Consider the following 25675-nt stretch of genomic DNA (forward strand, 5'->3'; position numbering starts at 1 on the left):
CATCCTATACGGGCGTCCTCTACAGTCTGGATCGCAACCCGCCTCGACAGGTGTCCGATGACGATTGAATCCACCGGCCGACATCGCTTGCCGCCGCTCGCCCGCATACTGGGTTTCGCCGGCCTGCTGCCCCAGGTGGCGGCGGTCGCCGTCCTTCTTGCAGGCGATGCTGACCAGCAGACCGCCCCCCTCGGCCTGGCCTACGCCTACGCCGCCCTGATCTTCAGCTTCCTGGGCGGCGTCTGGTGGGGACTGGCGGCTGCGACGGGCCTGAAGGCGCCCAAATGGGTCTGGATCGCCTCTGTGGCGCCCTCGCTTCTCGCGCTGGCGACCAGCGTCGTCTGGGCGGCGGGTTCCGATCCGGCCGTGTCGCTGGTCATGCTGGGCGTCTTCATCGCCGCCAGCGTCCTGATCGATCTGAAGCTGAAGGTGGCCGGTCTGACGCCCGAGGGCTGGCTCGCGCTGCGCGCGCCGCTGTCGATCGGCCTGGGCGCGCTGACGCTCGTCGCCGGACTGATCTGAAAACATCTCAGGCAGCGGTCAAAAAAATCGGGGCCTGCCGCAACCGACAGGCCCCTGATTTTATTCGTCTCGACTTGGAGCGGGCGAAGAGATTCGAACTCTCGACCCCAACCTTGGCAAGGTTGTGCTCTACCACTGAGCTACGCCCGCACTCCGTAGGAGCTAGGTGCGCTCCCCGTCGAGGAGGGGGCGTATAGCGGAGGGTTGATCGGTCCTGCAAGAGAGAATTTGCAAAAAGCGATCAAGTCCCGCTCACGCCCCCCGCGCCTCAGCGCGGCGCCAAGCGAATGGCGCCGTCCAGACGAATGCATTCGCCGTTGATGTAGACGTTTCGCGCCAGCTCCAGCACCAGCGACGCATAGTCGGCCGGCGTGCCCAGACGGCTGGGGAAGGGGATGGCGGCGGCCAGGGCGTCCTGAATCTTCTGATCCATCCCAGCCATCATCGGCGTCCACATGATGCCGGGCAGGATGGTGTTGCAGCGCACCCCTTCCTGAGCCAGATCGCGCGCGATCGGCAGGGTCATCGCATAGACGCCGCCCTTGGACGCCGAATAGGCCGCTTGGCCGATCTGGCCGTCCTGAGCCGCGACGGAGGCGGTGTTGACGATCAGGCCGCGCTCGCCGTCCGCCATCGGCTCAAGCGTCACCATGCCCGCCGCCGACTGCGACAGGACCCGGAAGGTGCCGAACAGATTGACCCGCACGGTGCGCTCGAACTGGGCCATGTCGTGGGCCTTGATCTCGCCGGTGTCCTTCTTGCGCGAGACGGTCTTCTGGCCCGTGGCGATGCCGGCGCAGTTGACGGTCAGGCGCTCCTGGCCATGGGCGGCGCGGGCCTTTTCGAAGGCGGCGGCGACCGAGGCGTCGTCAGTCACGTCCACCTGGCAGAAGACGCCGCCGATCTCGGCGGCGATAGCCTCGCCCTTTTCGGCGTTCAGGTCGAACAGGGCGACCTTGGCCCCCGTCGCCGCGATGGCGCGCGCGGTGCCTTCGCCCAGGCCCGAGGCGCCGCCGGTGACCACTGCGGCGATGGTGTTGTCGAGTTTCATCCTGATCGTTCCTATATTGTCGTGAACCTGAGTTTCGATTGAGGATTTAGCGGCCATGACCGCCAAAGCCAAACCCGCCGATCCGTCGGATGTCCTGGACCCGAAAAAGGCGCTCGTGCCGTCGGTGGTGAAGATCAACGAGGCCCGCGTGACCAAGGGCTTCTGGCCCAAGATCCAGCGCACGGCCGCCCGCATCCCCTTTGCGGACCAGGCCCTGGCCGCCTGGTACGCCGCGCGCGATCCGCAGACGCCGATGGCGGCCAAGGGCATGATCTTCGCGGGCCTGGCCTATTTCGTCATGCCGGTGGACGCCATTCCCGATATCTTCGCGGGCATCGGCTATACCGACGACGCGGCCGTCATCACCGCCCTGCTGGCCTTGGTCGGCGCCAACATCAAACGCCGCCACCGCGACAAGGCCGAGGACGCGGTGCAGCGGCTGAAAGCTAAATAGCTCAGCTTACCGATTATTCAGTTGTCTGGTGTCCAGGCGAGACTCAATCTTGGGCCATGTCCTTGTTGAAGCGCCTGGCGCCATTCGTCGCCCTCACCACTATCGGCCTGCCGCTTGCCGCCCTGGCCCAAAAAAGCGCGCCGACAGCCGAAGACTATAGGAGCGACGCCCGGTCCATCGAGGCGTTGGTCGCGGCCAACTACGCCTATCTGGATCGTTTTCCGCTTGGCCAGGCGCCCATGACTGAACGTCTGCGCGCCGAAGCTGATGCGGTTCACGACAGCACCACCCTGCTGCGCTATGCCGAACGGCGACTGGCGTTGCTGGCGGACGCCCATGTCATCACCGGCAGTTCGTTTTCCGACAGCTGGGCCATTGTGCCCAGCTACGCCGACCTCTGGGTCGAGCCGGAGGGCGACACCTATCGCGTGACCGCCGTGCGGGAGGGATCGCCGGCCCGGGCCGCCGACGTGGCACCGGGCGACCGGCTGGTTCGGATCGACGGCGTCCCCGGTAGCCGAGGCCGTCGCCGCCTACTGGCGTGATCTGGGCCTGGAGTCGGTCGCCGACGCCGGCTACGCCGTGCGCGTCCTGGCGGCGGGACGCCGCGACCGCCCGCGCCGCCTGACGGTCCAGCGCGGCGACGGTCCGCAAAGGGAGCTGGCGCTGCCCAACCTTTATGCGGCGCCGCGCCCCGACACCGGGCCGATCACGACCACGCGCGGACGTGACGGCCTGACCATAACCTTCAACGATTCCTTGGGCGACGACCGCACCATCGCCGCCTTCGACGCCGCCATGACCCAAGCCCGCCGCAACGAGACGATCATCCTGGATTTGACCGACACCCCCAGCGGCGGCAACACGGTCGTCGCACGCGCGGTCATGGGCTGGTTCGTGAGCGAAGCCCGCCCCTATCAGGTGCACCGCCTGATGTCGGAAGAGCGCGAGACCGGCGTGCCGCGCCAGTGGATCGAAGAAGTGCTGCCCCGCCCCGGCCGCCATCACGCCGGCGCGGTTCGGGTCAAGGTCGGGCGCTGGACCGGAAGCATGAGCGAGGGCCTCGCCCTGGGTCTAGATGCCCAAGGCGCACAGGTCACAGGTTGCCCGATGGCCGGCCTTTTGGGCGCCATCTATAACTTCCGGCTCGAGCACTCAGGCCTGACCATCAAGCTGCCCGCCGAGCGGCTGTCGTCCGTATCGGGCGTCCCGCGCGAAGATTTCCGGTGTCCGGCGTCCTGATGTCTCAGCTCTCGACCGTCACCACGATCTTGCCCAGCGCCTGACGGTCGCCCAGGGCCTTGATCGCCTCTCCGGCCTTTTCCAAGGGGAAGGTCTGCGACACGCGCGGCCGAATTTTACCGTCCGCGTACATCTGCATCAGTTCGGTCATGTTGGCGGCGTGGGCCTTGGGATCGCGCATCACCGCCGCGCCCCAGAAGACGCCGATCACCGACACAGACTTCAGCAGCGTTAGGTTCAGCGGCAGGGACGGAATGCCCGCCGGGAAGCCGACCACCAGATAGCGCCCGTTCCAGTCCATGGCCCGCAGCGCCGGATCGGCGTAATCGCCACCGACCGCATCATAGACGACGTCCGCGCCGTCGCGGCCGGTCGCCAGCTTGAACTCGCCCGACAGCTCTTTCTGCGCCGCCTTGTCCATCGGTCCCGACGGATAGATCAGGCCGTTGTCGGCGCCCAGTTCAAGCGCGAACTCGACCTTGTCATTGGTCGAGGCGGCGGCGACCACCTTGGCCCCCATAGCCTTGCCCAGTTCGACGGCGGCGGCGCCGACGCCCCCGGCCGCACCCAGCACCAAGAGGGTTTCGCCCGCCTTCAGCTGCGCCCGGTCCTTCAGCGCATAGTAGCTGGTGCCATAGGTCATGATCAGGGCCGCCGCTTCTTCGAAGCTCATGACGTCGGGGATGGGGATGACCGTCTCGGCCCGCACCGCCAGCCGTTCGACCAACCCGCCCCAGCCTGGCACGGCGATGACCCGGTCGCCCTTGCGCATGCCCTTCACGCCCTCGCCCACCGCCTCGACCACGCCGGCGACCTCGGCGCCCGGCGAGAAGGGCCGCTCGGGCCGGAACTGGTATTTGTCCTCGATGATCAGGGTGTCGGGATAGTTGATCCCAACCGCCTTGACCTCGATGATCACCTCGCCCGCCTTGGGCGTCGGGTCGAGCACGTCCTCCACGACCAGGGTTTCGGGGCCACCAGGCGTCTTGGACAGAACAGCGCGCATCAAAGTTTCCTTTCTTGGCCTATCGCGCTTTGCGCTACTTGAGGCCGTTTTCCCTGGACCGACATGGCGCGGCCTTCATCGCGACGCTAAAGAGCGCCACGCCCGTTTGAAAGAGGCGATAAAGACAAGGCTCAGGAAGACGACATGACCGCCCTCATCCTCCACGGCGGCGCCGGCGCCCGGCGCGAACGCAACTACGACGCAGAGGTCGAGCATATGCGCGAGGTGGTCGAGGCCATGAAGGTTCGGCTGGAGGCGGGCGACAGCGCCTTGGACGTCGCCACCGCCGCCGTCGTTATGCTGGAGGATTCCGGTCTCTACGTCGCGGGCAAGGGCGCCTCGCCCAATCTGGCCGGCGCCTATGAGCTGGACGCCAGCATCATGGACGGATCGACCAAACGCGCTGGCGCCGTCGCCGCACTCCAAGGCTTCCGCAACCCCGTCGTCGCCGCCCGCGCCGTGATGGACCGCACACCCCACGTCATGCTGGTCGGCGAGGGCGCGGCCTTGTTCGCCCACGACCAAGGGATGGAGCCCATCGCTGACGAGGCCGCCTGGTTCACCGGCGCGGGCAAGGGTGAGGACAATCATCCGCCCGGAACCCTCAGCCACGGCACCGTCGGCGCCTGCGTGCTGGACAGCCAGGGCCGTCTCGCCGCCGCCACCTCGACCGCCGGGGTGTTCGGCAAGATGCCGGGCCGTGTCGGCGACACGCCGATCCCCGCCGCCGGAACCTGGGCGGACGCCTACGCCGCGACCTCCTGCACCGGCCAGGGGGAATATTTCATCCGCGTCGCCGCCGCCGCCCAGGTCGCCTGGCGCGTCGCCGCCGGCCAGTCACTGACCGAGGCGACCCAGGCCGTCATCGACGAGATCGGTCAGATGGGCGGCGACGGCGGCATGATCGCCCTGGACGCCGCCGGAAACATCGCCGCCCCCTTCAACAGCCAGGGCATGAAGCACGCCTGGCTGACGCCCGCCGGCGAGATCGGCGTTCAGGTCTTCCGCGACTAGGTCTTTGCGGACATCACGTCGGAAATGGTGGTCAGCAGCCGTTTCAGATCGACGGGCTTGCTGACCACCGCATCCATGCCCGCGGCCAGATAGCTCTCGACCTGCTCCACCATCGCATTGGCCGTCAGGGCGATGATCGGCGTGCGGACCAGCCCCTGGTCGGCCTCGCGCTGCCGGATCGTGCGTGTCGCCGTCGGACCGTCCATGTTCGGCATCTGCACATCCATCAGGATCAGGTCCCAGTCGCGCGTTTGCGTCGCTTCGACCGCCTGAAGACCGTCGTCGACGATCTCGACCTCGATCCCGACCTGGCCCAGAAGGCCGCGGATCACCTGCTGATTGACCGGGTGATCCTCGGCGACCAGCACCCGCAGCGCTCTCTCCGGCTCGGCGTCCGGCGCATCCTCGCCGGTCTTCACAGGTTGCGCCGGCGTCAGCGGCAGCGTGACGACGAAGATCGCCCCTTCGCCCGCCTCGCTCTCCACCTCGATACGGCCGCCCATCAGCTCCACCAGGGTCGCCACGATCGACAGGCCCAGCCCGGCCCCGTCACGCCGATCGACGGCCGCCGCCTCGATCTGGGCGAAGCGCGTAAAGAGCTGCCCGATCTGGTCCGCCGGTATGCCCCGCCCGGTGTCCGACACGCGTAACACCGCCCCGGCGTCCGTCCGCGCGACATCCAACGCCACCTGGCCCTCGGCGGTGAACTTGATGGCGTTGGACAGCAGGTTGAACAGGATCTGGCGCAGCCGGACCGGATCGGCGCTGACCCATCCCAGGCCCGTCGACACGACATGGAACGCCAGACCCTTGCTTTCGGCCAATGGCCGCAGCGTCTCAGTCACCTCGTGCACCAGGGCGTCCGCATCGATGGGCTGCGGCACGATCTCCAGTTGCCCCTCTTCGATCCGCGACAGGTCCAGGATCTGGTTGATCAGGTCCAGCAACGTGTGGGCCGACCGATCCAGAATCTCCAGTCGCGCCTTCTGCCGATCCTCCAGCGCGTCCCCCGCCATGATCTGCGCCATGCCGATGACGCCGTTCAGAGGGGTGCGGATTTCATGGCTCATATTGGCCAGGAAGCGGGATTTGGCGTCATTGGCCTCGTCCGCCTCCTGACGCGCGCATCGGGCGGCGTCGCGGTCCAGCACGGCCGCCTCATGCGACGCCTGCACGTCTATCAGCAACGCCTTGTTGCGCTGGTCCGCCGCGAACAGGTCGCACCACAGGGCGTGGGTCGCGCGCGAGATGATGAACAGGATCGTCGCCAGCATGACGAAGGCCGCCGCCACCGCCAGACCGTGCGGCCCCATCAGCGAGGGATAGATCACGACCAACACGGTCGCGCAGATCGGAGCCGCCGCCAGCCCCAACAGCCGAGGCGCCGCGCTGAACTGAACGAAGGCCACACCGATCGACCAGACCTGGATCAGCACCACCACCAGCATCACATCGGCGCGCGGGTTTATCAGCCAGGCGATCAGCGGCCCGGACACCCCCAGGGCGAACCGAATCCCCACGATGACCATCAGCAGCGGGGGCCAGCCCGCGACGGGCGCCTCAGCCTTCTGGTATCGTTTAACGCGCCCCTGGGCCCAAGCGTCGAACGCCATGCCGACGAGGGCGAACCCCAGCCCCACCCACGGCTGCCCGAGGGCCGCCAGGATCAGCCCGGCGGCCGCCCAACTGCCGTAAAGTACGGCGGGCGGAGTAACCATATTTTGCAGGACGAAGGCCCAGACCGCGATTTTTTCGTCGGAGACAGAAGTCGCTTTCGCTCGTCTCGGCACGCATCCTCGGCAGGGGGTCGCCGCTGACATGCGACATTGGGCGAATAGATCGCCGCCGGGGATTTGTCCATGAACGACCTGCGCTCCTTGCGCTTCATTACATCTCGGTAAGGTGCAAGACGCCCAATCGCTGATACGGTCTCAGCGCCCGGCGTTCCGGGCTTCGGAGCCCTTCATGAAATCCCGCCTGATCGCAACAGTTGCCGCCTCGGCCCTCCTTCTCGGCCTCGCTGCCCCCGCCTTCGCAGAGGGCGCCGCGCCCGCCGCAGCCGCCGTTCAATCGACGGGGCAGGCGCCGCAGGGCGTGACCGTGCCCCCACTGGGCTTCACCAAGCGCGTCCTCGCGAACGGGCTGGAAGTCTATTCGGCGCGTGACGCCGACACTTCGAACGTCACGGTCCAGGTCTGGTACAAGGTCGGCTCCAAGGACGATCCAGCCGGCCGTTCGGGCTTTGCCCACCTGTTCGAACACTTGATGTTCAAGTCGACCACCAACCTGCCGCCCGAAACCTTCGACCGGCTGACCGAGGACGTGGGCGGCTCCAACAACGCCTTCACCGCCGACGACACCACCGCCTATTTCGAGACCGTGCCCGCCAACCATCTGGAACGGATGCTGTTCGCCGAGGCCGACCGCATGGGCTCTTTGGTCGTGGACGAGCCGACCTTCGTCGCCGAGCGCGACGTGGTGAAGGAGGAATACCGTCAGCGGATTCTGGCCAATCCCTATGGTCGTCTGTTCGGCCTGTTCGTGCCCGAGACCATCTATCAGGACAGCCCCTATCGCCGTCCGGGCATCGGCTCGATCGAGGAGCTGGAGGCCTCGTCGCTGGAAGACGTTCGCCGCTTCCACGCCACCTATTATCGTCCCGACGCCGCCTATCTGATCGTGGCCGGCAACTTCGATCAGGCCCAACTGGACCGCTGGGTGGATCAGTATTTCGGCCCGCTGAAGAATCCGACCACGCCGATCCCGACCAACAATGTCGTCGAGCCCGAGCCGACGGGACCGCGCAACGTCACCTACTATGCGCCGAACGTGCCGCTGCCGGCCGCCGTCGTCGCCTGGCCGACGGTGAAATACGCCGACGCCGACCGCGCCGCCCTGACCGTTCTGGACGGCATCCTGTCCACCGGCGAGTCCAGCCGTCTGTATCGCTCGCTGGTCTATGACAAGCAGATCGCGGCCCAGATCGGCTCGACCCCCGACTTCTCGCAGCAGGCCGGCAATCTGTCCGCCCTGGCCATCATGGCTCAGGGCCATACGGCCGACGAAGGCATCGCCGCCCTGAACGAGGAAATCGGCAAGCTGCGCGACGTTCCAGTCACCGCCGAGGAACTGGCCGAGGCCAAGAATGAACTGGTCGCCGACGCCCTGCGCAGCCGCGAAACGGTGGACGACCGCGCAACCGCCCTGGGCTTCTCGCTGATCAACACCGGCTCGGCCGCCGCCGCCGACGAAGAGGTCGCCCAGATCCAGGCCGTCACCGTCGCCGACATTCAGCGCGTCGCCCGCAAATATCTGACGCCGCAGCGCCAGTCGACGATCACCTTCCTCGCCGCCGACGATCAGAACCCCGCCTCAGTCCAGAAGATGAACGTGGACGCCCCCGTGAAGGTCGCCGACCTGGCCCCCGCCGGCCCGCCCGCCGTCCTCCTGCCCGAGGCGGAGCGCAAGCCCCTGCCCCAGCCGGGCGCCGAGGTCGCACCCGTGACGCCGACCGTCGCCGACTTCCGCCTGGATAACGGCCTGCGCGTCCTGGTCGCCCCGACCGACGGCGTGCCGCTGGTCTCGGCCCGCCTCAGCTTCGATGCCGGTTCGTCCGATGATCCGACGGGCAAGGCTGGCGTCGCCGCCATGACCGCCGCCCTTTTGACCCAGGGCACCAAGACCAAAACCGCGCCCGAAATCGCCACCCAGATCGAACAGCTGGGCGCCAGCGTGGGCGCATCGGCCGGAGTCGACTTCTCCAACGTCTACGCCAACGCCCCGTCGAACGCCTTCCCGGCGACCGTGGCCCTGATGGCGGATCTGGTGAAGAACCCGACCTTCGCCGGCGAAGAGCTTGAACGTCAGCAGGCCCAGACCCTGGACGGCCTGCGCGTCGCCCTCAGCCAGCCGGCGTCCATCGCCGGCATGACGGTCGGCCGCGTCATCTACGGCGACGCCCCCTATGGCGCGACGATCACCCAGCAGACGGTCCCGGCCATCACGGCGGCCGACGTCGCCGCCTTCCACGCAGCCCGCTACCGGCCGTCGGACGCGACCCTGGTCTTCTCGGGCGACATCACGCCGGCCGCCGCCCGCGCCCTGGCGCAACAGGCGTTCGGCGACTGGCGCCCGGCCGGCGCGGCCCCGGCCGCTGCGACCAATCCGGCCGGTCAGCCCCTGGCGCCGCGCATCGTCGTGGTGAACCAGCCCGGCGCCGGTCAGGCCGCGGTCGTCGCGGCCGTTCGCGGCGTGTCGCGCACCGATGCGGACTTCTTCCCGCTGACGGTCGGCAACACCCTGTTGGGCGGCGGCTTCTCGTCGCGCCTGAACCAGGAAATCCGCATCAAGCGCGGTCTGTCCTACGGCGCCTCGTCGTCGCTGGGCGCACGGGCGGATGCGGGCCTGTTCACCGCCTCGACCCAGACCAAGAACGAGACCGCCGACGAGGTCGCCGATCTGATCCTGGCCGAGATCGCCAAGCTGGGAACCGAGACCCCGACCCAGGCCGATCTGGCCCCGCGCCGCGCCACCCTGATCGGCGGCTTCGGCCGCTCGCTGGAGACGGTGGACGGCCTGGGCGCCCTGGTCGCCAACCTGGCGCTCTATGATCTGCCGATGAGCGACCTCGCCGACTACGCCGGCCGTGTTCGCGCCGTCACGCCGGAACAGGTCGAGGCCGCCTTCGCCGAACACCTGCCTGTCAACCGCGCCAGCCTGGTCATCGTCGGCGACGGCTCGAAGTTCCTGGACGATCTGCGCGCCAAACACCCGAACCTCGAAGTCATCGAGGCCGGCGCCCTGAACCTGAACAGCGGTTCGTTGAAGTAGAACTGAAAGCTGGACGGCCCGTCGCCTCTGCGTGGCGGGCCGTCACTTTTCTTAAGCTAGACCGACAGGCACACCACCTGCGCCACGCGCAGGTCGCGCCTCAGGCGGTTGGACACCTGGCCGTAATCCTCGGTCGTGATGGTCTGGCCGCGCGCGTCGTCGGCCGACGTCTGTTCGCCGCGAATGGCCGGCCCGAAGGTTTCGGGTGCCGTCGTATAGATCCGGCCCCGCCTCGGCGCCTCGGCGATGGTGACGCCCACGACGCGGCCCTGCGCATCCAGGGCCGGCGCGCCGGACAGGCCCGACAAAGTGCCCTCAAGCCCGTTCGTGCGCCCGACCTCGGCCCAGGACAGCACCGGCTCGTCGCGCGCCCCTCGCCCGAAGACCTTCAAGGTCTCGCGCCCCAGCAGGCGTGACGTCACCTCGCCGGGACGCCCTTGCGGAAAGCCCGGATGGAAGGCGCGCTGACCCTTGCGCAGCGGCGCCTCGACCGCGACCGGCAGCGCGGCGGGACCGCCGTCGGTGATCAGCAAGGCGACGTCGGCGCGCGGCGCCAGACGGACGTCGGCCGCGACCGCCCGCCCCTCGCCGACCACCAGCGCCGGCTTGCGGCACCCCTCGACGACATGGCGCGCCGTCACCCAGCGCCCCCGTCCTGCGATGGAGAAGGCCGTGCCCGACGACGGCTTGAACGGCGCCTCGCCCGCATCGACGGTGACGGCGGCGTCAAAGGGGGTGATGGGGCCCAACAGCGCGCCCTCGGCGACATCCGCATCGGCCTGCGCGACCGGCGGCGCATCGGCGTTCTCGCGTCGCCCCAGGGACACCGCCAGAAACACGGCCGCCACCGCTCCATAGATGGCCCAGTCCGGCAGGCGGGGAAACTGCATCGCTCCGGCCGATCAGCCGGTCAGCGCGGCGGACAGGATGACGGCCGTCGCCAGCTTGGCGCCCAGCAGCACCACCGCCGCCGAAATCTCGCCGTGGCGGATTCGCTCCGGCAGGCCCGTCAGCAGCAGGTCCACGACCCGGAAGGCCAGAAGCTGCAGCACCACGGTCGCCACACCCCAGATGGCGATGTCGCGCACCGAGGTCGACACCGCCAGCGACACCGCCAGCGGCACGGCCAACCCCACCAGAATGCCCGCGAAGGCGATGGCGGCGGCGACATTGCCCTGACGGATCAGGGCGACCTCCTTCCACGGCGTCAGCAAGGCATAGACCGTCGCCCCCGCCGCGAGCAGCAGCAGGGTCACGATCAGGTGCATCACCATGACCGGGAAGCCCGAGGCGAAAGCCTGAACCTCGGCGCTGGAAAGGACGTTCGACAAGGAGGGGTCCATGCCCAGACGCCTTGCCCGATTGTCGCCCCAATCCGCAAGCGCGCCGGGGACACACTGCGTGACATTATGTGTCCGAAGGTTGTGCCCTCTCATCAAGAGAGGGCATCAGGATCAGGCCGCCTCTTGCTCCGCCTTCCGCAGAGCAGAAGCCCTGATCTTCTCGCTCTCCGACTTCAGCTGACCGCACGCGGCCAGGATGTCGCGCCCGCGAGGGGTGCGGATGGGGCTGGCGTAGCCGGCCTTGTTCAGGATGGCGGCGAAGCGTTCGATCGTCTTCCAGTCCGAGCATTCGTATTCGACGCCGGGCCAGGGATTGAACGGGATCAGATTGATCTTGGCTGGAATGCCCTCGATCAGCTTCAGCAGCGCCCGCGCCTCTTCCGGGCTGTCGTTGACGCCCTTCAGCATGACGTATTCGAACGTCACCCGCCGCGCGTTCGACAGGCCCGGATAGGCCCGGATCGCCGCCATCAGCTGGTCCAGCGGGTACTTCTTGTTCAGCGGCACCAGCACGTCGCGAAGCGCATCGTTGGTGGCGTGCAGGCTGATGGCCAGCATGGCCGCCGTCCGGTCGCCCAAGGCCTGAAGCTGCGGCACCACGCCGGAGGTCGACACCGTGATCCGACGGCGCGACAGGGCGATGCCCTCGTTGTCCGAGATGATGTCGATGGCGTCGGCGACGTGGTCCAGATTGTAGAGCGGCTCGCCCATGCCCATGAAGACGATGTTGGACAGGCGCCGATCTTCCTTGGGCGACGGCCATTCCTCCAGGTCGTCGCGCGCGACCTGGACCTGGGCCACGATCTCGGCGGCGGTCAGGTTGCGCACCAGCTTCTGCGTGCCGGTGTGGCAGAAGGTGCAGTTCAGGGTGCAGCCGACCTGGCTGGACACGCACAGGGCGCCGGCCCGGCCCACGTCGGGAATATAGACCGTTTCGATCTCGATGCCCGGCGCGGTGCGGATCAGCCATTTACGCGTGCCGTCTTTGGACACCTGGCGCTCGACGACCTCGGGGCGGGCCAGGGTGAAATGCTCGGCCAGCTTGGCCTGCATGTCCTTGGCGACATTGCTCATGGCCGAAAACTCGGTCACGCCATAGTGGTGGATCCAGCTCCAGACCTGGCTGGCGCGCATCTTGGCCTTCTCGGGCGGACAGACGTTCGCGTCGATCAGGGCCTGGCGCAGGCCGGCGCGCGTCAGACCGCTGAGGTTGACGGGCGCCTTGACGGCGGGCGCGTTCGAGACGCGCGAAAGATCGAGCGTGATGCTCAAGGCGGCGATCCTGCGTGAGGTTGAGCCGGCCTATATAGCACGGATCCCGGCGATTGCATGGCCGGGGCGGATTCGACCGCCCTAGAGGCCCACGTCCCAGACGCCGGCGTCGCGCATCCGGGTCTCGCGCGCCTCTTCGGCCCGGCCGCCCATGTCCTTGGCCATGCTGCGGATCGCGGTCGAGACAGTGGCCTTATGCACGCCCGGCACGACCGCGTGGGCGAAGGCGGCGCCCGCCAGACCCAACAGCTTGAAGCCGAAGCCGGCCGAGGCGACCATATGCTGCAGATAGGTCTCGTCGACCTCGCGCGGGTGGTCGCGGAACAGGCGGTCGAACGGGGTCGAACCCGAACGGCGGCGGTCGATCGTCGTCTGACTCATGGCGGCGGCCTTCCCTGCTTCGTCGCCTCATGGTCACGCCGGACGGCCGGCGACGCAACCCCCATCGCAATCTGTTCATTGGACGTGACCGACACGCGACCCGCTCTCTTCAGACCCATCGTCAGAAGCGAAAACTCGGTCTAGGGTCGGCGTTCGATCAAGGAAATGCCCATGCCGATCCGCCTTTCGCCCGCCTCTTCCATGGCCGTCGCCCTGGCCCTGCTGGCCTCAGCGACGCCGGTGCTGGCGCAATCGGGCGCGGCAGGCCTGCCCTATGACGCCCGGCGCGGGGTCTTCAGCTTCTCGTCGGGGCTCGAGGGCTCCCTTCCGGCGGTGGTTCAGGTCACGACCCTGGGCCAGTCGCGCGGTCCCAGTTCGGACGCGGCCGATCCCAAACCCTACGCCTCCGGCTCCGGCGTCATCGTCGATGCGGCCGAGGGGTTGGTGATCACCAATAATCACGTCGTCGAGGGCGGGCGAAAGTTCACCGTCGATCTGACGGACGGCCGACTGTTCGACGCCGTGCTGGTCGGGGCGGACAAGGCGACCGACATCGCCGTGCTGCGCATCACGCCCGACGGTCGGCCGCTGAACCTGAAACAGGTCCAGACGGTGGATTCCGACACCCTGCGCACCGGCGACCTGGCCTTCGCGGTCGGCTATCCGCTGGGCCTGGACCAGACCCTGACCATGGGCGTCATCTCGGGCCTGAACCGCTCAGGCTTGGGCGATGCGGTCGAAGACTATATCCAGACCGACGCGGCCGTGAACTCGGGCAACTCCGGCGGGCCCCTGCTGGACAGCCGCGGCCGGCTGATCGGCATCAACACCTCGATCCTGTCGGGCGGTCTGGGCGGCGGCAACGACGGCATCGCCTTCGCCGTGCCGACGCGGATCATGCTCTACGTCGCCGACCAGCTGAAGAAGAACGGCGAGGTCAAGCGCGGCGCGACCGGGGCCATCTTCGGCTCGCTGAACGCCGAACGCGCGCGCGACCTGCATCTGGGCATCGTGCGTGGGGCCGTCGTCGCCGATGTCGCGCCGGGATCGCCGGCCGAGCGCGCCGGCCTGCGCCACAACGACGTCATCACCCGAATCCAGGGCCGTCCCGTCGCCAACGCCGGCTCGGTCAACGCCACCATCGGCATCGCCGCGCCGGGCTCGGACCTCAGCGTCTCCTATCTGCGCGGCGGCCGAGAGGCGACCACGTCGCTGGCGGTCGAGACATCCGCTGATCAGCCCGTGATCGTCGGGGCCCAGTCGGTGCTGGCCTATGGGGCGACGTTGCGAGACCAGGACGGCGGCGCCCAGGTCACGGCCGTCTCGGCCGGCTCGCCCGCCGCCCAGGCTGAGCTGACGGCCGGCGATGTGATCACCGCCATCGCCGGCGCGCCCGTCGCCGACGCTCGCGCGGCCGCGACCGCGCTGCAGAGCGCCTCGGGATCGGTCGAGGCGACCGTGCTCAGAAATGGCGAGACCCTGAACCTGACCCTGTCGCTCTAAGCGGGGTCAGACGCCGACGTGGCGCTGTCTGGCGGGCTCCAGACAGCGAAACGCCCGCCTTGCCAGGGAGGGGGAGGGGAAAGGCAGGGCGGGCGCTCGCTTGGAGGAAGCATCGGCCGCCGGAGCCCGTAAACTGGAAACATCCAGGGGGGCTGGGGGGGCTGTTCAGGATCCGGGACGCTTCCGAACTCCGACGAGCCGATGATCGATATTTCGTTGCGCATACGGGCGGGCGAAGGACCGAAACGGGGCCATTTCGTGTCTGCGTCGATTTCCTGGCGGCCTCTGGCGTCGGGCCTCCAGCGGCCTAAGTTGAACCTATGAGCCTGAACCCTCACGACACGACGCCGGCGCCCGGCCCCGTCTTCTTCGACCGTCGCGAACTGGACCCGATTCTCAGGGTCTATGGACGCATGGTCGCGCAGGGCGAATGGCGCGACTACGCCATGGTCGGGCACAAGGACTTCGCCGAGTTCGCCGTCTTTCGCCGCAGCGGCGACGCCCCGCTCTACCGCATCGAAAAGCGCCCCGCCCTCCAGACCCGCCAGGGCCAGTGGGCCGTCATCGGCGAGGGCGGCCAGATCCTGAAACGCGGCCGCGACCTGGCCCAGGTGCTGCGCGTCTTCGATGGCCGCAAGTTCCAAGTGGTGGAGTAAAAACAAAAAGGGCCCCGCGAGGGGCCCTTTCCGTATCCGTCTTTCGACTGTTCTCAGTTCCGGTTGCCGCCCATGAAGGCCAGCAGGAATTGGAACAGGTTCACGAAGTTGATGAACAGGCTCAGAGCGCCGAAGCCCGTAGCCACGCCCATCGCGTTCTGGTCGCCGCCCAAGGCGTAGTAGGTCATCTTCAGACGCTGGGTGTCGTAGGCGATCAGACCCGAGAAGATCAGCACGCCCAGGCCCGAGATGATCAGGTAGAAGGTCCCGGACTGCAGGAACATGTTCACGATCGAGGCGATGATCAGGCCGATCACGCCCATGATCAGGAAGGTGCCCATGCCGGTCAGGTCCTTCTTGGTCGTGTAGCCTACCAGGCTAAGACCGCCGAAGGCCGCCGCCGTCACCAGGAAGGTGGTGGCCAGCGAACCGCCCGTGTAGCGCAGGAACAGGATACCCAGGCCCGCGCCGATGGTGGCGACCACGGCCCAGTAGAGCATGTTCACGCCCTTGGCCGTCGGGTTCTTCATGAAGAACATCGAGCCGAACAGCATCACGAGCGGCGAAAACTGGACGACCATTCCCAAGATCGTCAGGCCGATCCGGCCGTCCGCCGTCTGGACGAACAGCAGGCGCTGCACTTCGTAAACATTGCCGGTGACGTAGGCCAGGGCGCCGGCGACCACGAGGCCCAGGGCCAGCTTGTTGTAGACGCCCAGCATGAAGCTGCGCAGGCCGGCGTCGACCGACATGTCGGCCGTCTGCGGCAGAGGACGGGCGTAACCGTTGTTGAAATCGCTCATGGCGACGAACTTTCTCCGATTGGCCGGAGAGGCTTCTCCGATCACAGGCTTTGAATATCGTGAGCCGAGGCCCGCGCTGCAAGGAAAACCGGACTTGGAGGCTTGTGTTCCGGCCGCTACTTTCGGTCGCATGCTTCGTCTGTTCACAGCCCTGACCCTGCCGCCCGACGTCGCAGAGACGCTGAAACGACGGCAATCGGGCCTGCCCGGCGCAAGGTGGCGGCCGTTGGACGCCCTGCATGTCACGCTCGCCTTCTATGGCGAGATCGATGAACGCCGCGCCGACGACCTGGCGTCGGAGCTGACGCGCGTGACGGGTGGCCCGTTCCAGATCGCGCTGAAAGGCGTCGGCTGTTTTGGCGACGACCACCGCAGCCACACGCTGTGGGCTGGGGTCGAGACGCCCAACGAGCGCCTGTCGGTTCTCGCCGGGCGCTGCAAGGCCGCGGGCGAACGCGCCGGGATCGGCATGGAGGCGCGCGCCTACAAACCGCATGTGACCCTGGCCTATCTGAAAACCCAGACCAATCCCGACCGGCTCGGCGCCTGGGTGTCGGGGCACAACCTGCTGCATTCACCGCCGATCCGCATCGATCGCTTCGGCCTGTATTCCAGCGTCCTGACCGACAGCGGCAGCCATTACGAACTGGAGCGGGAGTATCTGCTGTGACCACTGCCGCCTACGCCCTGCCGCCCCATGTCGCTCTGGGGCCGACCTTGGAGACCGAACGGCTGATCCTGCGTCCGCCGGCGGTTGAGGACTTTCCGCGCTGGGCTGAGTTCATGGCCGATCCCGAGACCGCCCGATTCATCGGCGGGGTCCAGCCCGCACCCCAGGTCTGGCGCCTGATCTGCACCGTCGCGGGCATGTGGGCCCTGACGGGAGAGGGCATGTTCTCGATACTGGAAAAGAAGACGGGCCAGTGGATCGGCCGCATCGGGCCGCTGCACCCCTATGGCTGGCCCGGCCGCGAGGTGGGCTGGAGCCTGCATCGCGACGCCACCGGCAAGGGTTATGCGGTCGAAGCGGCCGCAGCCACGATGGACTACGCCTTCGACGTGCTGGGGTGGGACGACGTCATACACTGCATCGCGCCCGAGAACCTGCCCTCCGCGGCGGTCGCGACACGGCTGGGATCACGCAATCGCGGGCCGGGCACCCTGCCCGAACCGCTCCAGGACATCGCCATCGATCTGTGGGGCCAGACGCGCGACGAATGGGCGATCAATCGGACGCGCCTGAATCGCTGACCGACAACCGAACGCGTCGGCGCATCGTATCCCTTCCAAACCGAACGAGGATACGCCCATGTTCCGCGCTAGCCTGATCGCCGCCTCCGTCGCCCTCGCCGCCCTCGCCGCCCTGCCGTCATTAGCGTTTGCGCAGGCGTCAAACGTCGATCTGAACCGCTTCGACGGCCGGTGGTTCGAGATCGAGCGCAATCACAACAATGTCCAGAAGGACTGCAGCCGGGCGCAGATCGACTTCACGCCGCAGGGCGCCGCGGACCGCTACGCCATCACCGTCACCTGTACTCGTCGCGCCGACGGCAAGGTCGAGACGCTGCGCGCCAACGCCCGCGTCACCGACACCACAACCAATGCGAAGTTCCGATTCAGCCTGACCGGCCTGCTCAGCTTCGGCGGGCTGGCCGGCCAGAACTACTGGGTCTACGATCATGCCCCGGACTACAGCTGGGCCATCATGGGTCTGCCGGACAAGTCGAACTGGTGGATCTGGCACCGCAACCAGAATGCGCCGCAGGCTGAGCGCGACCGCATTCTGAGCCGCGTCCGCGCCCTAGGGTTCAGCACAGGCCGCCTAGTCCACACCGGCCTCTAAGGCGCCGCTTGCGATAGGAACGTAGGCGGAACATAAACTGCCGGCATGTCCGCCGTCGCCCATCTCGAACTCGTCTTCAGCCGTTCCGAGACCACCCTTTCGGTCACGCGCGGCGCGGCGCGGCTGATGATGGACATGGGCTATGCGCCCCTCCTGGAAGTCTGCCTGCCCAACGGCCGCCGCGCCGATGTCATGGCGATCGGGCGCAAGGGCGACATCGTCATCTGCGAGGTGAAGTCGGGCGTCGAGGACTATCGCGTCGATCGCAAATGGCATGAATACGGACCGTTCTGCGACGCCTTCTTCTTCGCCGTTGCGCCCGAGTTTCCGCAGGACATCCTGCCCGACGAACCGGGCCTGATCGTCGCAGACGGTTTCGGCGGGGCGGTCGTGCGAGACGCGCCGGTGATCGGCTTGGCGCCCGCCCGCCGAAAGGCGCTGACGCTGGCTTTCGCCCGGCTGGGCGCGATGCGGACCTTGCGGGACTAGAGCCGACGGAAGACGGCGGTCGCAAAACCTTCGACGACCAGACGCGCCTCGACCTCGGCCAGGCTCTCGATCACCACGCCCTTGCCGCCTGTCGCGTGGATGATGCGTTCGCCATCCAGCATCAGCGCCGAATGGCCGGTCCAGTCTTGATGGTCGTTCGGCGCCAGCCAGACGACGATGTCGCCGCGCTGTAGATCCGATGAAGACGCCGCGCGACCCATCTGGGCCTGCGCGTCCGACCGGCGGGGACCGGGCAGGCCGCATGCCAGCAGGGCCTGCTGCACCAGGCCGGAACAGTCGGTGGAGATCGAAGACCGCGCGCCAAGTTCATGCGGCCGCCCGAGCAACCGCTCGGCCACCGCGACCATATCCGCCTCGAATGCGCCGATCGGCTTCAGATCAGCCTCCGCCACGTCCGTCGCCTCGACCACCAGAGCGTTCAGCGGCAGGACGGCATCCACGGCGGCTATCCAATGGGTCGCCAACGGCGCGCCTGCCGACAGACTGTCCAGGACGACCCAGCCGACGACGCCGTCGCGACGCGCCCGGCCCCAAGCGCGGCCGTTCGACCGATCCAGGACGTCGAAAATCTCGCCATGCAGCAGCTGGTCGATCCGACCGTCAACGTCGGACAGGATGTCGGCCACGGCGACACGACAATGCATGGCCTCGGTCGCCCGATAGGCGTCTGCGCGCACCAGCCCTTCCAGCGCCTGTTCGGCGACGTCAGGGCGAACGAGGCGGTCGCCGGGCGGAAGAAGGTCGAGGACGTCGGTCAACGTGAACTCGCATTGCTGAACCCATAGCCTTATCCCCCGATGGCTTAGGGGCCGTTAACGCGGGACGCTTTTGCGAAAGAAAATCAACAGAACCGCGTTCTCAAAATCAAGAAGCCGTCTTGAAGCATCGCCTGGTCACGCCATGTCGCAGGGCGGACGTCATGTCGGCGCGCTGGAGGCTCTGATGCTTTTGTGGCTGTTCTTGCTGATCGTGCTGGCGCTTACGGTCGCTGACGAGGGACCTTTCGGAATCACTCTACGGCGATGGCTGGTGGAAACGCCGGCGCGCCGTCTCTCGCGTCTGACGGCCGGGCAGACGGCGGGCCTTTGTCTGATCGTGGCGCTGGGTGTCGCCGCCATTGTTCTCTTCGAGGCGGATGGCGCCCGAATGTTCGCTATGGCGGCGCCAGACATGATCGCCTGGGCCCTGATGTTCGACGTGACCGTGATTTTCGATCTGGTCGTGCTAGCCATCAGTCTTCGCGCTGTCGCGGGGTGGCGTGGCCTGATGCGGCAGCGGGAATTGGCGACCCGCGTTGTCGGCACCGTGTTGGGTCGCATCAGACGCCGCGCACGGTCGCGGGGCGGGCGCCTCGGAAAGCCCAGGCCGCCGCGATCCCCGTCCGACGACGCCGAGCCGGAGCCGGGGTTCGCCTTCGCCTGATCGTCAGTCGACGTAGCGCGCCCTGAGCATTGCGTAGCAGGCTCTCAGCGCCTGGGCCTCGCCGCCTTCCGGATAGCCGGGGCGGGCGCGGGGGTTCCAGGCGAAGATGTCCATGTGCGCCCAGGCCCCCGTGGTCGGGGCGAACTTTTGCAGGAACAGGGCGGCCGTCACTGATCCGGCCTGGGCCCAGCCGGCCGGGTCGTTCCGGATATCCGCGATCTCGGCGTCCAGCGCGCCGCGATAGCCTGGCCACAGCGGCATCCGCCACAGGGGATCGCGCACCTGACCCGCCGCCGCCAGCAGCCCGGCGGCCAGGGCTTCGTCGTCTGTATAAAGAGGCGGCAGCTCCGGACCCAGGGCGATCCGCGCGGCGCCGGTCAGGGTGGCGAAATCCAGCGTCAGGTCGGGTTGGTGCTCGCCCGCCCGTGTCAGGGCGTCGGCCAAGATCAGCCGGCCTTCGGCGTCGGTGTTGCCGATCTCGATGGTCAGTCCCTTGCGGCTATTCAGAATGTCGCCGGGCCGGAAGGCGTCGGCCGACACGGCGTTCTCGACCGCCGCGACGATGACCACCAACCGCACCGGCAGGTCGGCCTGCATCACCAGCCGCCCCAGGGCCAGGGCATGGGCCGAGCCGCCCATGTCCTTCTTCATATTGCGCATGCCAGCGGCGGGCTTCAGGTCCAGGCCGCCGGTGTCGAACACCACCCCCTTGCCGACCAGGGCGATCAGCGGCAGGTCGGTCCGGTCCAGCTTCCAGCCGATCTCGATCAGGCGCGGCGCCCGGTGCGGGGCGGCGGCGCGCCCCACCGCGTGGACGGCCGGATAGTTGTCTTCCAGCAGGGCGTTGCCGGTCGTGACGGTGATCTCGGCGCCGGCGCTCTCTGCGATCTCGCGGGCGATGGTCTCGATCTGCAACGGCCCCATGTCGGCCGCGGGCGTATCGACCATTTCGCGGGCCAGGGCGCAGGCGGCGGAGATGCGCGAGATTTCGGCGACATCCACACCGTCTGGCGCGACCAGCCGCACGGACGTCCGGTCCGGCCGGGCCTTGTAGCGATCGAAGACATAGGCCCCCAGCAGGAAGGCCAGGGTCGCCAGTTCGGCATCGGGCGCTGCGACCTCAAGCCGATACAGACCGCCCGGCAGTCGCGCCGACAGTCCCCGCACGCTCATGGGGTCGAAGGTCGCGCCTGCGCCCACGACCACCTGGCCGATCTCGCCGTCCGCGTCCGGCACGACCAACAGCTGGCCCGGCTTGCCTTCGAACCCATGCAGATCGCCCCAGCGGCGAGCGGCATCGTCCAGCACGCCGCCCGTCTGCAAGAAGCGGATCGGGATGGCGCCGTCGCCGTCTTGGGCGGAAACCAGCAGAGGATGCGAGACGGACATGAGGCCCTCGAAACGAAGTTAACCATCGGTTGACGCGAACCGGCGATTCTAGGGGCGAGACCTCTAGGACCGTCTGGACCTGACCCATGTCGCGCATGCCCGCCCTTCTCGCAACCGTCGCCCTGATCGCCCTGTCCGGCACGCCGACGCTGGCGGCCGATCCGACGGCGGCGACCGCGGCCCAGGCTCGCGCGCCGTCGTCGGCTGCGGTGCGCGCCACCTATGACCGGATGGACGCCCTGTCGCGCTCGGTCTTCTGGGCCTCGGAGCAGCAGGCCGATCCGACCGACGCCGTGGCGGGCGTGAAACTGGCCCAGGCCCTGCGAGAGCTGGGCCGCTACGATCAGGCGGCCGAGGCCGCGCAGGCCACCCTGACGATCCAGCCCAACAATCTGGACGCCCTGCTGGAGCTGGGGCGCGCCCACATCGCGCGCGGCCAGGCCTTTTATGGCGTCGCACCGCTGGAGCAGGCGCGCGACTTGGCGCCACGCGATTGGCGCCCCTATTCCCTTCTGGGCGTGGCCTATGAACAGGTGCGGCGCACCGACGACGCGCGCGCCGCCTGGAACCAGGCCCTGGCCCTGTCGCCCGACAACCCCGATGTCCTGACCAACGCCGCCACCGCCGCCCTGACGCATGGCGATGCGCCGGGCGCCGAGACCCTGCTGCGCCGCGCCGTGGCCCAGCCGACCGCCTCGGCCAAGGTGCGCCAGAACCTGGCCATGGTGCTGGGCCTTCAGGGCAAGATGGGCGAGGCCGAACAGATCCTGCGCCGCGAACTGCCGCCTGAACAGGCCGAGCAGAACCTGCAATGGCTGCGCTCGCGCAGCACAGGCGGCGCGGCGACGTCCGGCGGCGGCGCGGCGAGTCCTTCGCCCGCGACCGACACCGCCCGCACCTGGAATTCGCTGCAAGGCGGCTGATCCGCCCGTTGCGGTCTGACCGCCCGCATGGTGGATGAGGCCATGACCGCCCCACCCGCGTCTCGCGCCTATCAGGCCTTCCTGTTCGACATGGACGGCACCCTGATCACCTCGACCCTGGCCGCCGAGCGCGTATGGACCCGCTGGGCCGCGCGCCACGGGCTGGATGTCGCCGCCTTCGTTCCCACCATCCACGGCGTGCGCGCCATCGACACCATTCGTCGTCAGAACCTGCCCGATATCAACCTGGACGCCGAGGTCGCCTGGGTCGAACGCGGCGAGATCGAGGACGTGGACGGCGTCGCCCCCATCCCCGGCGCCGTCGATTTCGTCAAACGCCTGCCGCCCGACCGCTGGGCCGTGGTCACCTCCGCTTCACTCCCCCTCGCGCGCGCCCGGCTGAGGGCCGCAGGCGTGACCCCGCCCGCCGTGATGATCACCGCCGAGGACGTCGAACGCGGCAAGCCCGACCCCGCCGGCTATCTGAAGGCCGCCGCGACGCTGGGCTTCGACATCGGCGACTGCCTGGTGTTCGAGGACGCCGAGGCCGGCATCAAGGCGGGCGAAGCGGCCGGCGCCGACGTGATGGTCGTCACCGCCGCCTGGACCCATCCGCTAGAGACGGATCATCCCACTCTGGCGGACTATGCGGATGCGAGTTTGGAAGTCCGATCCGAGGGGCGTCTCGTCCTGACGCTTTAAATCCTCCCCCATTACGCTGCGCTTCACGGAGGAGGATTGAGCGCCTATCTTCGCTCCATGATCGACGACCTTTACAGCGCGCGCATCCTGTCGCTGGCGGCGAACCTGCGGCATGCGGGGCGTCTGCCAACTCCTCAGGGCACCGGGGAACGGGTGGCGAAACTGTGCGGGTCGCGCGCGACGGTCGATGTGACGCTGGACGACCAGGCCCGCATCGCCGACTTCGCCCAGGACGTCAAAGCCTGCGCCCTCGGCCAGGCCGCGGCCGGGGTTCTGGGTCAATCTGTGATCGGCGCGTCGGTCGATGATCTCAGCGACGCCCGCGACGCCATGATCGACATGCTGAAATCCGGCGGCGACGGCCCCCTCGGCCGGTTCGAGGATCTGCGCCTGCTGAAACAGGTCGCCGACTACCCCGCCCGCCACGCCTCTACCCTGGTCTCGCTGGAGGCGACGCTGGAGGCGGTGAACAATGCCCTCGCCGCCCGAACGCGTCTCGCCGGCGCGGCCTGACGGGCGACGACCGGTTGATCCCCCTGCAATGACAGGGGATAAGCGCGGCGAACCTCTGAAGCCCCCGGCCCCACCCAACTCCGGCAAAGGGACATATGTCTCTCTATGAACGCGGCGTGCGCGCGGCCCATCGGGGCTACAAGCTGACGCTGTCTCCCCTGATCGGCCAGCAGTGCCGGTTCCTGCCGACGTGTTCGGATTACGGGCGCGACGCCCTGATCCAGCACGGACCGGTAAAGGGGGGATGGCTCACCGTGCGCAGGCTCTGTAAATGCCATCCCTTCGGGGGATCGGGATACGACCCGGTCCCGCCAGTTAAAGACTGACACATGATCGACCTGAAATTCCCCGACGGCGCGGTGCGCCAATACCCGGCCGGTTCGACGGCGCGCGACGTCGCGACCTCGATCTCGCCTTCGCTGGCCAAGAAGGCCGTGCTGGCCGAACTGAATGGCGAGCAACGCGACATGGGCCGGGTGCTGGAGACGGGCGGCGACTTCCGACTGATCATGCGCGACGACCCCGCCGCCCTCTATACGATCCGCCACGACACGGCCCACGTCCTGGCCGAGGCGGTCCAAACCCTGTTCCCCGGCACCCAGGTCACGATCGGCCCGGCGATCGAGGACGGCTTCTACTATGATTTCTACCGCGAAGAGCCGTTCTCGACCGACGACTTCGCTGCCATCGAAAAGGAGATGGGTCGGATCGTGGACCGCGACGCCAAGTTCGAGCGCGAGGTCTGGGAGCGGGACGCGGCGATCCAATTCTTCGAGGCGCGCGGCGAGAAGTTCAAGGCCGAGCTGATCCGCGACCTGCCGGGGACCGAGACCATCACTCTGTACAAACAGGGCGACTGGATCGACCTGTGCCGGGGCCCGCACTTCCCCTCGACGCGCCACGTCGGCAAGGCGTTCAAACTGACCAAGCTGGCCGGCGCCTATTGGCGGGGCGATTCCAAGCGCGAGCAGTTGCAACGCATCTACGGCACCGCCTGGGCCACCAAGGAGGATCTGGACGCCCATCTGCAGCGTCTGGAAGAGGCCGAGAAGCGCGACCACCGCAAGGTCGGCAAGGCGATGGAGCTCTTCCATATGCAGGAAGAAGGCCGGGGCATGGTCTTCTGGCACCCTAAGGGCTGGGTCCTGTGGCGCGTTCTGGAAGCCTATATGCGCCGCCGCCTGGACGCCGCCGGATACGTCGAGGTCAAGACGCCCCAGGTGCTGGACCGCAAATTCTGGGAGCAGAGCGGTCACTGGGACAAGTACCGTCCGAACATGTTCGTCTGCGAGACGGTCGAGGGCGAGGAGTTGTCCCTCAAGCCGATGAACTGCCCCGGCCACGTCCAAATCTTCGACCAGGGCCAGCGGTCCTATCGCGAACTGCCGCTGCGCATGGCCGAGTTCGGCGCCTGCCACCGCTATGAGCCGTCAGGATCGCTGCACGGATTGATGCGCGTGCGCGGCTTCACCCAGGACGACGCCCACATCTTCTGTCGCGAAGACCAGATCGTCGAGGAGACGGCCGAGTTCATCAAACTGGCCCGCAGCGTCCACGCCGACCTGGGCATGGAGACGGCCTACATCAGCCTGGGCACCCGGCCCGAGAACCGCGCCGGCACGGACGAGTTCTGGGACAAGGCCGAAACCCTGATGGCCGAGGCCGCCCGCGCCGCCGGAACAGAGCCGGTCGTGACCGAGGGCGACGGCGCCTTCTATGCGCCCAAGCTGGACTTCATCGTCAAGGACGCCATCGGCCGCGAATGGACCTGCGGCACGATCCAGCTGGACTACGTCCTGCCCGAACGCCTGAACGCCACCTACATCGCCGAGGACGGCCAGAAGCACCGCCCGGTCATGCTGCACCGGGCGATCCTGGGTTCGTTCGAGCGCTTCATCGGCATCATGATCGAGAACTACGCCGGCGCCTTCCCGCTGTGGCTGGCCCCGACCCAGGCTGTCGTGGCCACCATCACGTCGGACGCCGACGATTACGCCCGTGACGTGATGGCCAAGTTCAAGGCCGCCGGCCTGCGCACCGAGATCGACCTGCGCAACGAAAAGGTCGGCTACAAGGTGCGTGAACACTCGGTCGGCAAGGTCCCGGTCATCGCCGTGGTTGGCAGGAAGGAAGCCGAAGACGGCATGGTCGCCATCCGCCGCCTCGGCTCTCAGGCCCAGACGTTGGTCACGGTCGAGGAGGCCCTCCGCATCTTGACCGACGAATCGACCCCGCCGGATTTCAAGCGCGCCGGTTGATCCGCTGCGCGCGAATTCGCGCATAGGAACACTAACGG

The 25675-nt window shown here is 67.8% G+C and carries 28 protein-coding genes and 1 tRNA gene; 18 read left to right on the forward strand and 11 right to left on the reverse strand.

What is annotated here, in order from left to right; all coding sequences use genetic code 11:
- Window positions 1–57 precede the first annotated feature (57 nt).
- The gene (locus BLR19_RS12400; protein ID WP_091751502.1) at window positions 58–522 is read left to right on the forward strand and encodes a DUF3429 domain-containing protein; all 465 of its coding nucleotides are present in this window, start codon (window positions 58–60) and stop codon (window positions 520–522) included.
- Between the two features lie 75 nt (window positions 523–597).
- On the opposite strand, the gene BLR19_RS12405 is transcribed toward BLR19_RS12400, so the two are convergent.
- Both BLR19_RS12405 and BLR19_RS12410 read right to left on the reverse strand, forming a co-directional pair.
- A tRNA-Gly gene (locus BLR19_RS12405) sits at window positions 598–672 on the reverse strand.
- Window positions 673–790: 118 nt separating this feature from the next.
- Entirely contained in the window at window positions 791–1573 is a 783-nt protein-coding gene (locus BLR19_RS12410; protein WP_039243834.1) for an SDR family NAD(P)-dependent oxidoreductase, read from the reverse strand.
- 55 nt (window positions 1574–1628) lie between these two features.
- Here BLR19_RS12410 and BLR19_RS12415 point away from each other — a divergent pair, with 55 nt between their 5' ends.
- The 3 genes from BLR19_RS12415 to BLR19_RS12425 are packed head-to-tail and all read left to right on the forward strand — an operon-like array spanning window position 1629 to window position 3269.
- A complete protein-coding gene (locus BLR19_RS12415) occupies window positions 1629–2027 on the forward strand; it encodes a YkvA family protein (RefSeq protein ID WP_091751505.1) in 399 nt (132 codons plus the stop codon).
- 56 nt (window positions 2028–2083) lie between these two features.
- The gene (locus tag BLR19_RS12420; protein WP_091751509.1) at window positions 2084–2572 is read left to right on the forward strand and encodes a PDZ domain-containing protein; all 489 of its coding nucleotides are present in this window, start codon (window positions 2084–2086) and stop codon (window positions 2570–2572) included.
- 37 nt (window positions 2573–2609) lie between these two features.
- Entirely contained in the window at window positions 2610–3269 is a 660-nt protein-coding gene (locus tag BLR19_RS12425) for a S41 family peptidase (protein ID WP_091751512.1), read from the forward strand.
- Window positions 3270–3273: 4 nt separating this feature from the next.
- Here the strand turns inward: BLR19_RS12425 and BLR19_RS12430 are convergent, their stop codons facing one another.
- Entirely contained in the window at window positions 3274–4275 is a 1002-nt protein-coding gene (locus BLR19_RS12430; RefSeq protein ID WP_091751515.1) for an NADPH:quinone oxidoreductase family protein, read from the reverse strand.
- A gap of 144 nt (window positions 4276–4419) precedes the next feature.
- Between BLR19_RS12430 and BLR19_RS12435 the strand changes: the two genes are divergently transcribed.
- Window positions 4420–5289: an isoaspartyl peptidase/L-asparaginase family protein gene (locus BLR19_RS12435; RefSeq protein ID WP_091751518.1), complete on the forward strand. Its 870-nt coding sequence runs from the start codon at window positions 4420–4422 to the stop codon at window positions 5287–5289.
- Here BLR19_RS12435 and BLR19_RS12440 read toward each other — a convergent pair.
- Window positions 5286–7007, reverse strand: a complete 1722-nt coding sequence (locus BLR19_RS12440) for an ATP-binding protein (protein WP_176758342.1) — start codon at window positions 7005–7007, stop codon at window positions 5286–5288. The genes BLR19_RS12435 and BLR19_RS12440 overlap by 4 nt on opposite strands.
- Before the next feature lie 247 nt (window positions 7008–7254).
- Between BLR19_RS12440 and BLR19_RS12445 the strand changes: the two genes are divergently transcribed.
- Window positions 7255–10119 carry a M16 family metallopeptidase gene (locus BLR19_RS12445; RefSeq protein WP_091751524.1) on the forward strand — a complete coding sequence of 955 codons (2865 nt, stop codon included), beginning with the start codon at window positions 7255–7257 and terminating at the stop codon, window positions 10117–10119.
- 56 nt (window positions 10120–10175) lie between these two features.
- Here the strand turns inward: BLR19_RS12445 and BLR19_RS12450 are convergent, their stop codons facing one another.
- The 4 genes from BLR19_RS12450 to BLR19_RS12465 form a co-directional block, all read right to left on the reverse strand.
- Window positions 10176–11009, reverse strand: a complete 834-nt coding sequence (locus BLR19_RS12450) for a S1 family peptidase (RefSeq protein WP_091751528.1) — start codon at window positions 11007–11009, stop codon at window positions 10176–10178.
- A gap of 12 nt (window positions 11010–11021) precedes the next feature.
- Entirely contained in the window at window positions 11022–11462 is a 441-nt protein-coding gene (locus BLR19_RS12455; RefSeq protein ID WP_091751531.1) for a DUF350 domain-containing protein, read from the reverse strand.
- Window positions 11463–11573: 111 nt separating this feature from the next.
- Window positions 11574–12734, reverse strand: coding sequence for a dual-specificity RNA methyltransferase RlmN (gene rlmN / locus BLR19_RS12460; protein ID WP_091751536.1), 1161 nt, complete (start codon window positions 12732–12734; stop codon window positions 11574–11576).
- A gap of 81 nt (window positions 12735–12815) precedes the next feature.
- Entirely contained in the window at window positions 12816–13115 is a 300-nt protein-coding gene (locus BLR19_RS12465) for a DUF6356 family protein (protein WP_091751539.1), read from the reverse strand.
- Window positions 13116–13286: 171 nt separating this feature from the next.
- On the opposite strand from BLR19_RS12465, the gene BLR19_RS12470 reads away from it, so the two are divergent.
- Entirely contained in the window at window positions 13287–14618 is a 1332-nt protein-coding gene (locus BLR19_RS12470) for a trypsin-like peptidase domain-containing protein (protein ID WP_218119420.1), read from the forward strand.
- Window positions 14619–14938: 320 nt separating this feature from the next.
- Window positions 14939–15274, forward strand: a complete 336-nt coding sequence (locus BLR19_RS12475; protein WP_055807234.1) for a DUF2794 domain-containing protein — start codon at window positions 14939–14941, stop codon at window positions 15272–15274.
- Window positions 15275–15327: 53 nt separating this feature from the next.
- Here BLR19_RS12475 and BLR19_RS12480 read toward each other — a convergent pair whose 3' ends face one another.
- Entirely contained in the window at window positions 15328–16077 is a 750-nt protein-coding gene (locus tag BLR19_RS12480; RefSeq protein ID WP_091751546.1) for a Bax inhibitor-1/YccA family protein, read from the reverse strand.
- Window positions 16078–16207: 130 nt separating this feature from the next.
- Here BLR19_RS12480 and thpR point away from each other — a divergent pair, with 130 nt between their 5' ends.
- Genes thpR through mmcB form a run of 4 tightly spaced genes read left to right on the forward strand, consistent with a single transcriptional unit; the run spans window position 16208 to window position 18409 of the window.
- Complete coding sequence (gene thpR / locus BLR19_RS12485) at window positions 16208–16747, forward strand: RNA 2',3'-cyclic phosphodiesterase (protein WP_091751549.1); 540 nt, start codon at window positions 16208–16210, stop codon at window positions 16745–16747.
- Window positions 16744–17328: a GNAT family N-acetyltransferase gene (locus tag BLR19_RS12490; RefSeq protein ID WP_091751552.1), complete on the forward strand. Its 585-nt coding sequence runs from the start codon at window positions 16744–16746 to the stop codon at window positions 17326–17328. Before thpR ends, BLR19_RS12490 begins: the two co-directional genes overlap by 4 nt.
- A 58-nt stretch (window positions 17329–17386) precedes the next feature.
- On the forward strand, window positions 17387–17920 hold the full coding sequence (locus BLR19_RS12495; protein WP_091751555.1) for a lipocalin family protein: 534 nt from the start codon (window positions 17387–17389) through the stop codon (window positions 17918–17920).
- A gap of 45 nt (window positions 17921–17965) precedes the next feature.
- On the forward strand, window positions 17966–18409 hold the full coding sequence (gene mmcB / locus BLR19_RS12500) for a DNA repair putative endonuclease MmcB (protein WP_091751558.1): 444 nt from the start codon (window positions 17966–17968) through the stop codon (window positions 18407–18409).
- Here mmcB and BLR19_RS12505 read toward each other — a convergent pair.
- The gene (locus tag BLR19_RS12505) at window positions 18406–19188 is read right to left on the reverse strand and encodes a C40 family peptidase (protein ID WP_091751560.1); all 783 of its coding nucleotides are present in this window, start codon (window positions 19186–19188) and stop codon (window positions 18406–18408) included. The genes mmcB and BLR19_RS12505 overlap by 4 nt on opposite strands.
- Before the next feature lie 184 nt (window positions 19189–19372).
- Here BLR19_RS12505 and BLR19_RS12510 point away from each other — a divergent pair, with 184 nt between their 5' ends.
- On the forward strand, window positions 19373–19852 hold the full coding sequence (locus BLR19_RS12510) for a hypothetical protein (RefSeq protein ID WP_143007379.1): 480 nt from the start codon (window positions 19373–19375) through the stop codon (window positions 19850–19852).
- A gap of 3 nt (window positions 19853–19855) precedes the next feature.
- Here BLR19_RS12510 and BLR19_RS12515 read toward each other — a convergent pair whose 3' ends face one another.
- Complete coding sequence (locus BLR19_RS12515; RefSeq protein WP_091751566.1) at window positions 19856–21241, reverse strand: leucyl aminopeptidase family protein; 1386 nt, start codon at window positions 21239–21241, stop codon at window positions 19856–19858.
- Window positions 21242–21327: 86 nt separating this feature from the next.
- Between BLR19_RS12515 and BLR19_RS12520 the strand changes: the two genes are divergently transcribed.
- From BLR19_RS12520 to thrS, 5 genes are all read left to right on the forward strand, one after another.
- Window positions 21328–22164, forward strand: coding sequence for a tetratricopeptide repeat protein (locus BLR19_RS12520; protein WP_091751570.1), 837 nt, complete (start codon window positions 21328–21330; stop codon window positions 22162–22164).
- Window positions 22165–22206: 42 nt separating this feature from the next.
- Window positions 22207–22866, forward strand: a complete 660-nt coding sequence (locus tag BLR19_RS12525) for an HAD-IA family hydrolase (protein ID WP_091751736.1) — start codon at window positions 22207–22209, stop codon at window positions 22864–22866.
- Window positions 22867–22923: 57 nt separating this feature from the next.
- Window positions 22924–23379: an iron-sulfur cluster assembly scaffold protein gene (locus BLR19_RS12530; protein ID WP_091751739.1), complete on the forward strand. Its 456-nt coding sequence runs from the start codon at window positions 22924–22926 to the stop codon at window positions 23377–23379.
- 95 nt (window positions 23380–23474) lie between these two features.
- The gene (gene yidD, locus BLR19_RS12535) at window positions 23475–23705 is read left to right on the forward strand and encodes a membrane protein insertion efficiency factor YidD (RefSeq protein WP_039243812.1); all 231 of its coding nucleotides are present in this window, start codon (window positions 23475–23477) and stop codon (window positions 23703–23705) included.
- Between the two features lie 3 nt (window positions 23706–23708).
- Window positions 23709–25637, forward strand: coding sequence for a threonine--tRNA ligase (gene thrS, locus BLR19_RS12540; RefSeq protein WP_091751573.1), 1929 nt, complete (start codon window positions 23709–23711; stop codon window positions 25635–25637).
- Window positions 25638–25675: the final 38 nt, after the last annotated feature.

It is taken from the genome of Brevundimonas sp. 374, from assembly GCF_900102995.1.
In the GTDB taxonomy this organism is placed as follows: domain Bacteria; phylum Pseudomonadota; class Alphaproteobacteria; order Caulobacterales; family Caulobacteraceae; genus Brevundimonas; species Brevundimonas vesicularis_C.

Excerpts from the sequence above, each read along its gene's own strand:
- BLR19_RS12430 (WP_091751515.1), bottom strand. The coding sequence starts at position 4,275 with ATGCGCGCTGTTCTGTCCAAGACGCCTGGTGGCCCCGAAACCCTGGTC.
- BLR19_RS12410 (WP_039243834.1), bottom strand. The coding sequence starts at position 1,573 with ATGAAACTCGACAACACCATCGCCGCAGTGGTCACCGGCGGCGCCTCG.
- BLR19_RS12525 (WP_091751736.1), top strand. The coding sequence starts at position 22,207 with ATGACCGCCCCACCCGCGTCTCGCGCCTATCAGGCCTTCCTGTTCGAC.
- thpR (WP_091751549.1), top strand. The coding sequence starts at position 16,208 with ATGCTTCGTCTGTTCACAGCCCTGACCCTGCCGCCCGACGTCGCAGAG.
- BLR19_RS12435 (WP_091751518.1), top strand. The coding sequence starts at position 4,420 with ATGACCGCCCTCATCCTCCACGGCGGCGCCGGCGCCCGGCGCGAACGC.
- BLR19_RS12465 (WP_091751539.1), bottom strand. The coding sequence starts at position 13,115 with ATGAGTCAGACGACGATCGACCGCCGCCGTTCGGGTTCGACCCCGTTC.
- mmcB (WP_091751558.1), top strand. The coding sequence starts at position 17,966 with ATGTCCGCCGTCGCCCATCTCGAACTCGTCTTCAGCCGTTCCGAGACC.
- BLR19_RS12445 (WP_091751524.1), top strand. The coding sequence starts at position 7,255 with ATGAAATCCCGCCTGATCGCAACAGTTGCCGCCTCGGCCCTCCTTCTC.
- BLR19_RS12520 (WP_091751570.1), top strand. The coding sequence starts at position 21,328 with ATGTCGCGCATGCCCGCCCTTCTCGCAACCGTCGCCCTGATCGCCCTG.
- BLR19_RS12400 (WP_091751502.1), top strand. The coding sequence starts at position 58 with ATGACGATTGAATCCACCGGCCGACATCGCTTGCCGCCGCTCGCCCGC.
- BLR19_RS12510 (WP_143007379.1), top strand. The coding sequence starts at position 19,373 with ATGCTTTTGTGGCTGTTCTTGCTGATCGTGCTGGCGCTTACGGTCGCT.
- BLR19_RS12440 (WP_176758342.1), bottom strand. The coding sequence starts at position 7,007 with ATGGTTACTCCGCCCGCCGTACTTTACGGCAGTTGGGCGGCCGCCGGG.
- BLR19_RS12450 (WP_091751528.1), bottom strand. The coding sequence starts at position 11,009 with ATGCAGTTTCCCCGCCTGCCGGACTGGGCCATCTATGGAGCGGTGGCG.
- yidD (WP_039243812.1), top strand. The coding sequence starts at position 23,475 with ATGTCTCTCTATGAACGCGGCGTGCGCGCGGCCCATCGGGGCTACAAG.
- BLR19_RS12420 (WP_091751509.1), top strand. The coding sequence starts at position 2,084 with ATGTCCTTGTTGAAGCGCCTGGCGCCATTCGTCGCCCTCACCACTATC.
- BLR19_RS12415 (WP_091751505.1), top strand. The coding sequence starts at position 1,629 with ATGACCGCCAAAGCCAAACCCGCCGATCCGTCGGATGTCCTGGACCCG.
- BLR19_RS12475 (WP_055807234.1), top strand. The coding sequence starts at position 14,939 with ATGAGCCTGAACCCTCACGACACGACGCCGGCGCCCGGCCCCGTCTTC.
- BLR19_RS12470 (WP_218119420.1), top strand. The coding sequence starts at position 13,287 with ATGCCGATCCGCCTTTCGCCCGCCTCTTCCATGGCCGTCGCCCTGGCC.
- BLR19_RS12515 (WP_091751566.1), bottom strand. The coding sequence starts at position 21,241 with ATGTCCGTCTCGCATCCTCTGCTGGTTTCCGCCCAAGACGGCGACGGC.
- BLR19_RS12530 (WP_091751739.1), top strand. The coding sequence starts at position 22,924 with ATGATCGACGACCTTTACAGCGCGCGCATCCTGTCGCTGGCGGCGAAC.
- BLR19_RS12480 (WP_091751546.1), bottom strand. The coding sequence starts at position 16,077 with ATGAGCGATTTCAACAACGGTTACGCCCGTCCTCTGCCGCAGACGGCC.
- BLR19_RS12455 (WP_091751531.1), bottom strand. The coding sequence starts at position 11,462 with ATGGACCCCTCCTTGTCGAACGTCCTTTCCAGCGCCGAGGTTCAGGCT.
- thrS (WP_091751573.1), top strand. The coding sequence starts at position 23,709 with ATGATCGACCTGAAATTCCCCGACGGCGCGGTGCGCCAATACCCGGCC.
- BLR19_RS12495 (WP_091751555.1), top strand. The coding sequence starts at position 17,387 with ATGTTCCGCGCTAGCCTGATCGCCGCCTCCGTCGCCCTCGCCGCCCTC.